The organism is Shinella sp., assembly GCF_035998705.1.
Lineage (GTDB): Bacteria > Pseudomonadota > Alphaproteobacteria > Rhizobiales > Rhizobiaceae > Shinella.
Map to the genome: position 1 here is coordinate 1 of NZ_DASYHH010000016.1, position 13,429 is coordinate 13,429.

General features: G+C 61.6%; 13 protein-coding genes. 10 read left to right on the plus strand and 3 right to left on the minus strand.

Going from position 1 to position 13,429, the window contains the following annotated elements; all coding sequences use genetic code 11:
* The 9 genes from VGN93_RS12460 to VGN93_RS12500 form a co-directional block, all read left to right on the plus strand.
* On the plus strand, positions 1 to 618 hold a 618-nt coding region (locus tag VGN93_RS12460; protein ID WP_327507749.1), incomplete at its 5' end, for a formyltetrahydrofolate deformylase.
* Positions 619 to 751: 133 nt separating this feature from the next.
* Entirely contained in the window at positions 752 to 1,885 is a 1,134-nt protein-coding gene (locus tag VGN93_RS12465) for an aminomethyltransferase family protein (protein WP_319314985.1), read from the plus strand.
* Between the two features lie 10 nt (positions 1,886 to 1,895).
* Positions 1,896 to 2,501 carry a dimethylamine monooxygenase subunit DmmA family protein gene (locus VGN93_RS12470; protein WP_319314988.1) on the plus strand — a complete coding sequence of 202 codons (606 nt, stop codon included), beginning with the start codon at positions 1,896 to 1,898 and terminating at the stop codon, positions 2,499 to 2,501.
* A gap of 14 nt (positions 2,502 to 2,515) precedes the next feature.
* Positions 2,516 to 3,463, plus strand: coding sequence for a PDR/VanB family oxidoreductase (locus tag VGN93_RS12475; protein ID WP_413818633.1), 948 nt, complete (start codon positions 2,516 to 2,518; stop codon positions 3,461 to 3,463).
* 121 nt (positions 3,464 to 3,584) lie between these two features.
* Complete coding sequence (locus VGN93_RS12480; RefSeq protein ID WP_319314994.1) at positions 3,585 to 4,625, plus strand: DUF3445 domain-containing protein; 1,041 nt, start codon at positions 3,585 to 3,587, stop codon at positions 4,623 to 4,625.
* Between the two features lie 45 nt (positions 4,626 to 4,670).
* Positions 4,671 to 6,008 carry an NAD(P)/FAD-dependent oxidoreductase gene (locus VGN93_RS12485; RefSeq protein ID WP_319314997.1) on the plus strand — a complete coding sequence of 446 codons (1,338 nt, stop codon included), beginning with the start codon at positions 4,671 to 4,673 and terminating at the stop codon, positions 6,006 to 6,008.
* 80 nt (positions 6,009 to 6,088) lie between these two features.
* Positions 6,089 to 6,688, plus strand: a complete 600-nt coding sequence (locus VGN93_RS12490; RefSeq protein ID WP_319314998.1) for a PAS domain-containing protein — start codon at positions 6,089 to 6,091, stop codon at positions 6,686 to 6,688.
* A gap of 104 nt (positions 6,689 to 6,792) precedes the next feature.
* The gene (locus VGN93_RS12495; RefSeq protein ID WP_319315001.1) at positions 6,793 to 7,059 is read left to right on the plus strand and encodes a type II toxin-antitoxin system ParD family antitoxin; all 267 of its coding nucleotides are present in this window, start codon (positions 6,793 to 6,795) and stop codon (positions 7,057 to 7,059) included.
* Entirely contained in the window at positions 7,052 to 7,342 is a 291-nt protein-coding gene (locus VGN93_RS12500; RefSeq protein WP_327507750.1) for a type II toxin-antitoxin system RelE/ParE family toxin, read from the plus strand. The genes VGN93_RS12495 and VGN93_RS12500 overlap by 8 nt, the downstream gene beginning before the upstream one ends.
* Before the next feature lie 3 nt (positions 7,343 to 7,345).
* Here the strand turns inward: VGN93_RS12500 and VGN93_RS12505 are convergent, their stop codons facing one another.
* Entirely contained in the window at positions 7,346 to 9,715 is a 2,370-nt protein-coding gene (locus VGN93_RS12505) for a DUF1989 domain-containing protein (protein WP_414714088.1), read from the minus strand.
* Between the two features lie 290 nt (positions 9,716 to 10,005).
* Between VGN93_RS12505 and VGN93_RS12510 the strand changes: the two genes are divergently transcribed.
* On the plus strand, positions 10,006 to 11,793 hold the full coding sequence (locus VGN93_RS12510; protein ID WP_319315007.1) for an APC family permease: 1,788 nt from the start codon (positions 10,006 to 10,008) through the stop codon (positions 11,791 to 11,793).
* Positions 11,794 to 11,851: 58 nt separating this feature from the next.
* Here the strand turns inward: VGN93_RS12510 and VGN93_RS12515 are convergent, their stop codons facing one another.
* Positions 11,852 to 12,034, minus strand: a complete 183-nt coding sequence (locus VGN93_RS12515) for a hypothetical protein (RefSeq protein ID WP_319315009.1) — start codon at positions 12,032 to 12,034, stop codon at positions 11,852 to 11,854.
* Positions 12,035 to 12,272: 238 nt separating this feature from the next.
* A complete protein-coding gene (locus VGN93_RS12520) occupies positions 12,273 to 13,418 on the minus strand; it encodes an NAD(P)/FAD-dependent oxidoreductase (RefSeq protein WP_319315012.1) in 1,146 nt (381 codons plus the stop codon).
* Positions 13,419 to 13,429 lie beyond the last annotated feature (11 nt).

A 13,429-nucleotide genomic window follows, 5' to 3' on the forward strand; every position in this document is an offset into this window, starting at 1 on the left:
CTCATGGTGTCGCGCTTCGGCCATTGCCTGAACGACCTGCTCTACCGCTGGAAGATCGGCGCGCTGCCGATCGACATCGTCGGCGTCGTCTCCAACCACTTCGATTACCAGAAGGTCATCGTCAACCACGACATCCCCTTCTACCACATCAAGGTGACGAAGGAGAACAAGCCGCAGGCTGAAGCCCGGCTGATGGAAGTGGTCGAGCAGTCCGGCGCCGAGCTCATCGTGCTCGCCCGCTACATGCAGGTCCTGTCCGATGCCGTCTGCAAGAAGATGTCGGGCCGCATCATCAACATCCACCACTCGTTCCTGCCGTCCTTCAAGGGGGCGAACCCCTACAAGCAGGCCTTCGAGCGCGGCGTGAAGCTGATCGGTGCGACGGCGCACTACGTCACGGAAGACCTCGACGAAGGTCCGATCATCGAGCAGGACGTGGCGCGCATCACGCATGCGCAGTCGGCGGAGGATTATGTCTCGATCGGCCGCGACGTGGAGAGCCAGGTTCTGGCCCGCGCGGTGCACGCGCATATCCACCACCGCGTGTTCATGAACGGCAACAAGACCATCGTCTTCCCGCCGAGCCCCGGCTCCTACGCTTCCGAGCGCATGGGGTGAAGCGCCTGTGGTCGTGGACCACCATGGTTCATGCGTGGCGATGGCGATACTCGATTTAACACTCTTGCGAGTTTAAGCGGCGGCGGTATACTCAGGAAATAAATATTCCGCAAAAGAAAATGGGAACGAGGATATGAGTCTTAGCTGGCGTTTTTCCGCCCTTGCAGACCGGCATCGGGCACTGGGATCGAACCTCGAGGACTGGAGCGGCATGGGAACCGCCTGGACCTACGACAAGGACATCTACGAAGAGCACATCGCCGTGCGCACCAAGGCCGGCATCATGGATGTCTCAGGCCTGAAAAAGGTCCATCTCGTCGGCCCGCATGCCATCGCCATCCTGGAATATATCACCACCCGCGACATGACGAAGGTCTATCCCGGCAAGTCGGTCTATGCCTGCATGCTCAACGAGCGCGGCCATTTCACCGACGATTGCATCGTCTACCGCACCGGTCCCAATTCCTGGATGCTGGTGCACGGCTCGGGCTCCGGCTTCGAGGAAATCGTCAAGCAGGCACAGGGCCGCAATTGCGCCGTGCTGTTCGATGACGACCTGCACGACCTGTCGCTCCAGGGGCCGCTTGCCGTCGACTATCTCGAAAAATACGTGCCCGGCATCCGCGATCTCAAATATTTCCACCACATGCAGACGACGCTGTTCGGCGCCCCGGTGATGATCTCGCGCACCGGCTATACCGGCGAGCGCGGCTATGAAATCTTCGTGCGCGGCCAGGATGCCGGCATGGTCTGGGACCGGATCGTCGATGAAGGCAAGGCGATGGGCATCATCCCCGTCTGCTTCAGCGTTCTCGACATGCTGCGCGTCGAAAGCTACCTGCTGTTCTACCCCTACGACAATTCGCAGATGTACCCCTTCGCCAATGAGCAGCCCGGCGACAGCCTGTGGGAACTCGGCCTCGATTTCACCGTCAGCCCCGGCAAGACCGGATTTCGCGGCGCCGAGGAACATGCCCGCCTCAAGGGCAAGGAGCGCTTCAAGATCTTCGGTCTGCTGGTCGAGGCCGATGGTCCGACCGATCTCGGCGACGAGGTCTGGGCCGGTGACAAAAAGGTCGGCGTCATCACCTGCCCGTCCTATTCCAAGCTCACCAACCGCTCCATGGCGATCATGCGCGTCGACGTTCCCTATGCCGTGCAGGGCACCAAGCTCGAGGTGAGGGGCAAGACCGTCAACGCACCGGCCATCGCCCACACGATCACCTTCGACGATCCGAAGAAGACGAAACGGACGGCGCAAGGCTGAGGATATCGGCATGCTCGTACAAGGGATCAAAAGCAGGCCGGAATATAAGGGGCTCGATATTGATCCCCATGCCAAACGCCACCTCTTCGTCCTCGAGGGCGAAGGGGCCAAGGCGCTGATCGATCAGGTCGGGGCCAAGGGCAACGACTTCCTGGCAAAGTCGGAAATCCTCTATCTGGCGGCGGGCGCGGCCCCCAAGGCCTATGACATTGCGCTTTCGGCGCTCTCGCCCGATGTCTTCTGGCAGGCGCCGACGCTTCAGCCGCTGCTCTTTCGCCTGCGCGCCTGTCTCGATCTCGCGCGCATGGGAACGCGGCTCTATATCGCCGGCACCGAGGGCTTCATCGGCCAGATCATGCAGGTGGCGATCGAGTTTGGCATCGACTACCATTCGATCCACACCGAACATCGCGGCTCGACGGCGCGTCGGGTGCAATGCGTGCATTGCAAGGGTATCACCGACAATGTGACGACCAGCCCCTTTGCCTGCAGCCATTGCGGGCTGCCGCTTCTGGTGCGCGACCACTACTCCAGGCGCCTCGGAGCCTTCCAGGGTGTCAATATCGATGCAGAAGAACCGGGTACGGCGCCTGCCCCTGAGGAGATGTTCCCGTGAGCCTCAATACCGACATGCCTGTCCGGGTCGCGGCGGTGACGCAGGTGACCGATCTGGTCAAACGCTTCCGCTTCGAGCGGCTGGACGGCCATCCGATGCCGTTCTTCTCCGGCGGCGCCCATGTCGTCGTCTCGATGAACGACAATGGTCTCCTGCGCCGCAACCCCTATTCGCTGATGTCCAGTCCCGACGACAACAGCGCCTATCAAATCAGCGTGCTCCGGGTTCCCAATTCCCGCGGCGGCTCGATCTTCATGCACGAACAGGTGAGGCCCGGCGATCAACTGACCGTCAGCCAGCCGGTCAATCTCTTCGCGCCGGACCATCGCGGCCGCAAGCATATCCTGATTGCCGGCGGTATCGGCATCACGCCGTTCATCGCCATGATGGAACAGTTCAGCCGCGACACCATCGCGTTCGAACTGCACTACGCCATCCGCTCGCGCTCGCACGGCGCCTACTGGCAGCAACTGCTCGACCGCTACGGCCCGCGGCGGATCAAAATCTATGTCGACGAGGAAAAGACATTCATCCCCGTCGCCGAGATAGCCGACAACCAGCCGCTCGGCACGCATCTCTATGTCTGCGGCCCGGCCGGCATGATCGACGGCGTGCTGATGACGGCGCTGAAGGCCGGGTGGCCGAAGGAAAACCTGCATTCGGAACGGTTCCTTGCGCCGCCCGCCGGACTACCGTTCCAGGTCTACCTGGAGCGATCCAACATCCACATGACCGTCGGCGAACACCAGAGCATCCTGGAAGCGGCCGAGGCCCATGGCTGCGATGCGCCCTATATGTGCCGCGGCGGCGCCTGCGGCCAATGCGAGACGGAAGTGCTCTCCTGTGACGGCACTTTGCAGCACAACGACATCTACCTGTCGGACGAGGAAAAGGCGTCCGGCAAGAAGGTCATGATCTGCGTTTCGCGGTTCAGCGGCCAGCAACTCGTTCTTCAATTGTAGCCTAGAGCATTTCCGCTTTTCTTCGAAACGCGAAAACACTCTAATCTTTTGCTTTTACGCAATTCCGGACGCAAAACCGCTTCGCACTTTTGCTGGAATTGCTCTAAGGGGGACCGGACAGATGACCATCACGTTCAGGAGCGAAACGTTCCGCGACGACTTCACCTTCCGCAACAGCCTCTACAACATCAAGCGCTTTCCTTTTCCCTTCGACCGCGATGAATACATGTACTCCGTCAACATGGAGCCGCATGTGCGGGGCAGGGCGGACAGCGTTTTCGAAAACCTGATCGATGTCGACGAGCACTACGTCGCCGAGATGCAGGACCGGGCGATGGTGCTGAAGGAGGATCCACTGCGCTGCCAGGCGCTGCCGCATATGATGGCGGCGCAATGGGATGTGCTGGAGCTGTTGATGGAGCACCAGGCGCAGGATTACCCCGAGCATTTCACGCTGACGAAAGACGGTGATCGCTGGCGCTGGATCAACCGGCCGATGGGCATCGACGACACCTTCACCTTCGGCGATCCGGCGACACTTCCCCATCCGCCGATGGAATACATCACCCGGCAGGCCCAGGGCGATTTCTGCATCGTCGATCAGCGCGACAACAATCTCTGGATGGATGCCGGTATGGTCACCACCCAAGCCGACTGGTCGCTGGATTTCGACATCGGCATGAATTTTATGGAATGGCACGGTCCCGTGCCGCTCGCCCACCAGATCGGTGTGTTCGACCGGGCGCTGAAATTCCTGCTCAACCTGCAACAGGGCAAGCCGACGCGGCGCCTCAACTGGACGATGACGGTCAATCCGCGGCTCGATACCTCGCCGGAGAACTATCACAAATGGGGGCCGGACCGCACGACGGTGACGCCGGAGAATGTCGGCGACAAGATGCACCTTCGCGTCGAGTTGCAGAGCCTCTGGCGCCTGCCGCGCTCCAACGCCATCCTCTTCGTCATTCGCTGCTACCTGATCAGCCTGAACGAACTGGTGACCGTGCCCAAATGGGGCCGCCGCCTGCCGCGCGTGCTGAAAAGCCTGCCGCCGGAGATCGTCGACTACAAGGGCCTGACCCGCAACCGCCCGATCATGATCGACTGGTTGGCGCAGTATGACGACGGGGCGCCGACAAGTGCAGGAATCCATCCGGATTGACGGTCTTCACAAAGCCTACAACGACATAAAAGGGAACAGACACATATGACCAGAGTAGCCGTGATCGGCGCAGGGCCATCGGGCCTTGCACAATTGAGAGCCTTCCAGTCCGCCGCCCAGAAGGGTGCGGACATCCCCGAAGTTGTCTGCTTCGAAAAGCAGGCCGACTGGGGCGGTCTGTGGAACTACACCTGGCGCACCGGGCTCGATGAATATGGCGAGCCGGTCCATGGCAGCATGTACCGCTATCTCTGGTCGAACGGCCCCAAGGAGTGCCTGGAGTTCGCCGACTATTCCTTCGAGGAACATTTCGGCAAGCCGATCGGCTCCTATCCGCCCCGCGCCGTGCTGTGGGACTATATCAAGGGCCGCGTCGAAAAGGCCGACGTGCGCAAATGGGTGCGCTTCTCCACCCCGGTTCGCATGGTGCGGTTCGACGAGGCGACGAAGAAATTCACGGTGACGGCGCATAACCGCGTCGAGGACCGGATGTATGACGAGGAATTCGACTATGTCGTCGTCGCTTCCGGCCATTTCTCGACCCCGCACGTCCCCTATTTCGAGGGCGTGAAGACTTTTGGCGGTCGCGTGCTGCATGCCCACGATTTCCGCGATGCGCTGGAGTTCAAGGACAAGGACGTGCTGATCGTCGGCCGCAGCTATTCGGCAGAAGACATCGGTTCGCAATGCTGGAAATACGGCGCGAAATCGGTGACCACGAGCTACCGCTCCAAGCCGATGGGCTTCAAATGGCCGGAGCGCTTCGAGGAGCGACCGCTGTTGCAGAAGCTCGTCAACAAGACGGCCCATTTCGCCGACGGATCGACCAAGGAGGTCGATGCCCTGATCCTGTGCACCGGCTACCTCCACCATTTCCCGTTCCTGCCGGATGACCTGCGCCTGAAGACGGCCAACCGGCTTTGGTCCGACAACCTCTACAAGGGCGTCGTCTATGAGGACAATCCGCAGCTGATGTATATCGGCATGCAGGACCAGTTCTATACGTTCAACATGTTCGACGCCCAGGCCTGGTACGCCCGCGACGTCATCATGGGCCGCATCGATCTGCCCTCGAAGGAGGAGATGAAGGCCCATTTCGACACATGGCGTGCCCGCGAGGAAACGCTGGAGGATGCCGAGCAGATGATCTGGTTCCAGGGCGACTATGTCATCGAGCTTCTGGAGCACACCGATTATCCGAAGTTCGACGTCGAGGGCACCAACAAGACCTTCATGGAATGGGAGCATCACAAGGCCGAAAACATCATGGGCTTCCGCGACAACGCCTACAAGTCGCTGATGACCGGCACCTTGGCCCCCAAGCACCATACGCCCTGGCTGGAGGCTATGGACGATACGCTCGAGGTCTATCTGAAGAATTGATCGCGCGTTCGACGACGACAGAGCCGAAGACCATTTCAATGGTCTTCGGCTCATAATTTAAAACAACGGAATATCATCCCATGGACTTTCTGAGCAGCGTTCTCGGTCGCATGAATGGTTTTCTCTACCGGTGCCGGGCGGACGAGCATTATACAATGCTGGAGATGACCGACGGAATCCAGCGGATCTTCGGCTATCCAACCGACGAGATCGTCGGCAATCGCGTGCGCACCTTCACCTCTATCATGTGCGAGGAGGACGTGCCTGCCATGGACGAGGTGGTCGGCAAGGCGCTGGAAAGTCACACCGACTGGACGCTCGAATACCGCATCCGCCACAACGGGGGTCACTATCTCTGGGTCACGGAAACCGGCGGTGGCGTCTGGGATGCGAACGGTGACCTCCTCTATCTCGAAGGCAGCATCGTCAACATCGAATCCCTCTACCAGCGCATCGACGAACAGACCGCCGACATGCGCGCGACCGCCTCGCGCACCGCCGAAATCCTGCATTCCCTGCGCTACCTGAAACTGCTCGCCGTCAACGCCGGCATCGAGGCGGCGCGGGCCGGCACGGCCGGTGCCGGCTTCGCCGTCCTCGCCTCGGAAATGCGCGCCCTTGCCAATGATTCCGAGGCGGTCGCAAGGCAGATCGCGACGGCACAGGGCAAGTCGGGCTGAAGCTCTCCGCTCTTGAGAGCAACGCGATGGGTCGCGCAGCTCACAATAAGCGTTTTTGTGATTTATTCTTATTCATGCTAGGATGCCCAAAAGGAGTGTTCCGCATGGCGACCATGACCATATCCCTGCCTGATCCCATGAAGGAGTGGATCGAGGCCCAGATCAGCAAGGGCGAGTACGCGAGTACCAGCGACTATGTGCGCGATCTCGTGCGCCGCGATCGGTCTCGCAGAGATCAGGAACTGACGATCGAAGACTTGCGCCAGATCGTTTTGGAATCCCGGTCGAGTGGGCCTGGCAAGCAAAGCGTCGATGAGATTTTCGAGAATGCAGAGCGCCTTGCCAGGGCAAGGGGCGTCGTGCGTGATTAGCTACACGCTGACCGAGCGTGCCGAAGATGACCTGCTTACCCTGTTTCTCGATGGCATCGAGATGTTTGGCCTCGCCCAGGCCAATCGCTACAAGGATGAACTGGTACGCTGTTTTCAGTTGATAGCGTCGCGTCCACAGATGGGAAGGCTTGTCCCATCGATCGGCGAGCATGTACGGCGGCACACACATCAGAGCCACATCATTCTCTACGAGGAGGCGACAGATTGCATCCTCATCCTCGCAGTCGTACCTGCAAGGAGCGTGCGCCTTCTGAAACTCTAGACGCTATGACCGCGGCTTGAGCTTCTGCGGATCGTAGTGCGCAAAGGGCACGATTTTCGCCGGCAGCCGTTTCTGCTGGCCGTCCAGCTTGCCGATCTCGACGTCGGTGCCGATTTCCGAATGCAGGGCATCCAACCGCGCCAGCGCGATCGTCTTCTTCAGAAGGGGGGAACGCGTCGAACTGGTGACGACCCCGACCTGTGCCCGGCCGATATGCACCGTGTCGCCATGCCCGACGGCGTCGTTGGCATCGATGTCAAGACCGACCAGCTTGTAGCGCGGGTTCTCCTTGCGCTTGATCAGCGCCTCGCGGCCGATGAAATCCTCGGTCTTCGACTTCAGCGGCACGGTGAAGCCGATGCCGGCTTCGAACGGATCGGTCTGGTCGGAGAAGTCATAATGGGCAAAGACGAGCCCCGCCTCGATGCGCACCATGTCGAGCGCTTCCAGTCCCATCGGCTTCAGCCCATGCTTCTGGCCGGCCTCCCAGACAGCGTCGAACACGGCAAGTGCATCCTTCGGATGACAGAAGATTTCGTAGCCGAGTTCGCCTGTATAGCCGGTGCGCGAAACGACGACCGGCGCACCTTCGAAGTGACCGATGCGGCCGACGGCGAAGCGGAACCATTCGAGTTCGCCGATCGACGGCTGCGAAGGTGCTGTCCAGATGATCTCCTTGATGATCTCGCGGCTGTTCGGCCCCTGGACGGCGAGGTTGTGCATCTGGTCGGTGGAGGAGCGTACCCAGGCCTTGTAGCCCATCTTCTCCGCCTGCTCGCGCAGCCAGATGCCGCTGACGTCGTCGCCGCCGATCCAGCGGAAATTGTTCTGGCCCAGCCGGAACACCGTGCCGTCGTCGATCATGCCGCCATTCTCGTAGCACATGGCCGTGTAGACGACTTGTCCCGGTGACAGCTTGCGGATATCGCGGGTGACGCAATATTGCAGCAGCGCCTCCGCGTCCGGCCCGGTCACCTCGAATTTCCTGAGCGGCGACAGGTCCATCACCACGGCGTTTTCCCGGCAGGCCCAGTATTCCTCGATCGGCCCTTCATTGTTGAAGCGGTTCGCCAGCCAGTAGCCGCGATATTCCACGTGGTTGCGGGTCAGACCTGAGAAGCGGGGATGGAAGGCGGTTTCCTGGGTCATTTCGGGCTCTGCATCGGGGGTCATTCGGATGGCGACGGCGCGCGAGAATTTCTCCCTGTCCGAATAGGTGCGGACATGGATATCGGTCGGATCCCAGCCGTTCGCCGCATCGATATCGTCCGGGCAGGACGACGAGACGCAGACGAGATCGGTCAGCGCGCGCATCAGCACATAATCGCCCGGTCGCGACCAGGGTTCATCAAGATAGAGCTGGTTATGATGGTCGACATTGGTGTTGTAGAAATAGTTGAGCGCTTCCCAGCCCTTGCGCGGCGCGATGCCGTAGGGCGCCAGCGCATGGTTGAAATTGTCGGTGCAGTTGACATGCCCCGGATATCCCATGTCGTCGTAGTAGCGCGAATTGCAGGCGGTGGCGAAGGCATCATGGCGTCCGACCGTATCCTGCACGATTTCCACCAGCGGCTCGAAATCCCGGTCGAACGCCTTCGACGGTAATCCCGGCATCGGGTAGCTGCGCCCGAGAAGCGTGCGCGTCACCGTCGCATCGAGCGCCAGGTCCAGTCCGTTGTCGACCTTGCGGGCCGAAAAAGCCTGGAAATCCGTGCACTGCCGGCCTGAAACATCGATGACCTGGATGAATTCGCCGGCCCGCACGAAATAGGCCGAAGCGCGCGCCGCCTGAATGCGCAGATCCTGTATCGGATCGGCCATCGGCTCCGGCAGCATGTCCGCGTAAGCGCGCTCGATCGTGGAGCGGGCGACCCGCAGGTCGAGCGCGGTCGCGGTGTTCTGTGCTTCTGCGTCCATCGGTGGCGCCGGAGCCGCGACGATGAGCAGGCCGTCCAGCGCAATCGTCAACTCCGCCGAGGCGCCCGGCGAGGAGCTTTCACCGAACAGCACCAATGCCTGCGCGCCAGCGGGGTCGACATTGCGCCGTTTCAATGCGGCGAGCGTCCGCCGCGCGCTGTCCTCGTCCCGCCCGAGAATCTCCAGAAAACCGTCGGCGGATCGCGAGAAGGAGGTACCGAGGCCCGCGGCGTTGAACCGGCCGCCGGCATCAACGAAGCTTACTTCACAAAGCTGCCCGCCTTCGACATCCGTGATGACGACCCGATCGCCGGCAGCGACCTTGACCACCGTCGTGCCACGCCCCTTGACGCGGTAGCGCTCGACGCCGGCCGGTAGCGTCGGGATTCCTGGCCGCAGTATCGTGCTCGGCCTGGGCGGCATCAGGATGCCTGCAAATCGTCCGGACGTGTCCATCTCAGCTCCCACCCCGTGCACAGTCGTTTCGATGCCCTGAAAGGGCCGCCTTATGCACCGGCAATATGGCAAAACTATCCTACGGGAGGCCCCGAAAAGTAAAGAGAGACTTGACCCAGAAGAAAAAAAATTCACTATGAGAATAAGTTGCGGTCGCGAAATTTGGAAACGGGAACAGGTGGTGACACTGCGAAAACGCAGGCGCCACCCGGCGAAACACCGCAGCGTGAGCATCATTCAAGGGGACGCGCGGAACGCGCTTCAAGACAAACTGGTCGAGGAGACTGCTTATGGCATCTATCGTTGAGACCGAGGGATCGGCCGCTGCCCCAGGCACGGGGCTGATCCGCGCGCTGGACTGGAAAGGGGCATTCTGGGTCGCCGCCGGCGTACCGCCGCTGGTGCTGTTTTCCATCGGCGGCATCGCAGGCACGACGGGCAAGCTCGCCTTCGTCGTCTGGATCATTTCCATGGTGATGGGGTTCCTGCAATCCTTCACCTATGCCGAAATCGCGGGCATGTTCGGCAACAAATCGGGTGGCGCTTCGATCTATGGCGCCACTGCCTGGTTGCGCTATTCGAAATTCATCGCGCCGCTATCGGTGTGGTGCAACTGGTTCGCCTGGTCGCCGGTGCTGTCGCTGGGCTGCGCCATCGCGGCGGGATACATCCTCAACGCCCTGTTCCCCATTCCCGGCGCCACATCGCCGGCCGTCCTGGAATGGGTCACGGCCAATATGGCAACGCTGACGGCCGAAAGCCCGCGCGTCGCCGAATGGCTGGCCGCCAACGCCGGAAAAACGCCGCAAGACGCCATCACCGCCCTGTTGTCGACCGACGCGGTTGCGGCCCTGACGCCGGCGATCCGCAACTGGTCGCTTGTCACCTTCGACATTCCGTTCCTTGCGACGGCGAACCTGAACGCCACCTTCGTCATCGGCGGCATCCTGATGCTGATCATCTTCGCGATCCAGCATCGCGGTATCCAGGGAACGGCGAATGTCCAGAAATGGCTCGCCATCGTCGTTCTGCTGCCGCTCCTGATCATCGGCCTCTACCCGATCTTCTCCGGCCAGATCGACAGCGCCAACGTCACCAATCTCGTACCGCCGACAGCCGGTTATTCCGGCATCGATGGTGTGTGGAGCAATGGCGGCTGGACGCTGTTCCTCGGCGGCCTCTATATCGCCGCCTGGTCGACCTACGGCTTTGAAACCGCCGTCTGCTACACCCGCGAACTGAAGAACCCGAAAACCGATACGTTCAAGGCGATCTTCTATTCCGGCCTTCTTTGCTGCCTGTTCTTCTTCCTCATTCCCTTCACCTTCCAGGGCGTGCTTGGCCATGCGGGCATGCTCGCCCCCGGCATCGTCGATGGCACGGGCGTCGCGGAAGCCCTGGCCAGCCTCGTCCATGGTGGCCAGATCGTCACGCAGATCCTCGTTCTCCTGATGATCATGGCGCTGTTCCTCGCCATCATGACCGCAATGGCCGGCTCGTCGCGCACCCTCTATCAGGGCTCGAAGGACGGCTGGCTGCCGAAGTACCTCGATCACGTCAACGAACACGGCGCGCCGACCCGCGCCATGTGGACCGATTTCGGCTTCAACCTCATCCTGCTCGCGATCGCCTCCGACGCGGCCGGCTACTTCTTCGTGCTGGCCGTCTCCAATGTCGGCTACATCATCTTCAACTTCCTCAACCTCAATGCCGGCTGGATCCACCGCATGGATTCCGGCCACATTCCGCGCCCCTGGAAAGCGCCGACCTGGCTGATCGGCCTCAACACCGTTCTCGCCTTCGTCAACGCGCTGTTCCTCGGCGCCGGCGCCAAGGTCTGGGGTTACTCCAACGCGCTCTGGGTCGGCTTCATCTTCGCCGCCCTCATCCTGCCGGTCTTTGCCTATCGCCACTATGTGCGCGACGGCGGAAAATTCCCGGCAGGCGCCATGGAAGACCTTGGCCTCGTCGGCCAGGATCTTGGCGTCAAGAAAGCCGGCATTCTGCCCTATGCGGCGCTCGCAGCCGGCCTCGCCGTGGTCCTCGCCGCAAACGCCTACTTCCAGCTCCCGGCCTGACCGGACAACAGCCAAACAGACGGGCCGCGCATCGCAAGATGGCGCGGCCCGTCTGTTTTCATGGGCGCGCGACATGGCAGATTGGGATATGGACGGGCCCGGGCACGAGAAACGACGGAGGCTCGATCATGCTGACGTCGTCCATCATCGGCATTTCCGTCACGCCGGCTTCAACGAACCCTTCGGCGCGATCGATGATGCTTATTTGGTCAATCACCGTGCAGGCTTGCGCCAGGCGCATAGCTGTGCTGCGGCGGCGCCACTAACGCGCGCTGCGGAATACTGTATAAACAATCCAACGAAGCGATGCACCTCCTCCCGCAGAGCTTCGGATTTCAGGCGCCCCACTCCTCCTCCCAGGGGACGCCTGAGGGAACAGCGGCACTCCTCCTCCCAGTCGCTGTTCATCTATTATCGAAAAGCCTGCCGCTCCTCCCGCGGCAGGCTTTTTGGTTTTTGGCGCTCACTCCAATCGTTCGTCAGCCCAATGTTTCCGTACCCGTCGGGATGCTGCGCGCCGCCCGGAGTATCTCGTTTCGCACCCAGGCGTCGGCCATGCCGTTGCTGACCAGTTTTGCCCGCGTCGCGTCCGGCAGCATCGAGACTTCGCCGTAGAGGCAGGACCAGCGCTGGCAATGTTCGGCAAGCGGACGTTCCTTGGCCTCCCATTGGGCGAGGCGATCCGGAATGTCGCGGCGGTCCGCGATCCCTTCCAGATGCACGGCGAGGGCGAGCGCGCTCTGCATCGCCATGCCGCCGCCCTGGCCGAGGTTCGGCGGCTGCGCATGGGCGGCGTCGCCGATGATGGCCGTGCGGCCCGCAGACCATGAACGAACCTTGACGATGCTGTAGGGCGCCCAGGCGAGCATCTGGTCGGTGCGATCGATCAGGTGAGACCAGCGCGGGAAGGAAGTCTTCCAGCTGTCCTTGTCGAGCGGGCTCTTCTTGCCGGCAAGATCGGTTTTCTGGCAGGTCAGCGCCAGATAGATTTCCCGGTCGTTCAGGGGCGTGATCAGAAAGCGCCGCTCGCCGGACCAGCATTCGATATATTTGCCCTGGCCATCCGGCCCCAGGTCCTCCGGCGTGCCGGGGATGATGGTGCGCAATGCGCCCTCGTCGGTCTGCTGATGAAAAAGCTCCAGCCCCAGCGAGCGGCGGACCATCGACCACACGCCGTCCGCGCCGATCGCCAGATCCGCCTTTTCCGAATGCGCACCAGTGAAATGCAGGTCGCCTTCGCTGCCGGCGCCGATCACCTCGGCGCTCGTGCGGATTTCGACCCCGGCCTTTTCGGCAGCGGCGCGCAGCCCGGCGAGCAGATCCTTTCGGGTAACGGTGATAAGGCGGACGGAGGGCGGAAAATCGCCGGGATCGAGCACGCCGTCGTTATGGCCGCGCTGCTCCATCGCCAGGCCGCGAAACGAGTCCTTGGTGACGACGTCCGCGCCGAGCGCTTCGAGGATCCGGAGGCCGTTTTCCCAGATGTAGATGCCGGCGCCTGCGGCGCGCAGCTCAGGCTGGCGTTCGTAGATGGTCACCGACCAGCCCCTCTGCGCCAGCGCGGTTGCCGCCGTCAACCCTCCGAAGCCGCCGCCCGCGATGATCGCCCTGAATTTCCCCGACATGACATGCTCCT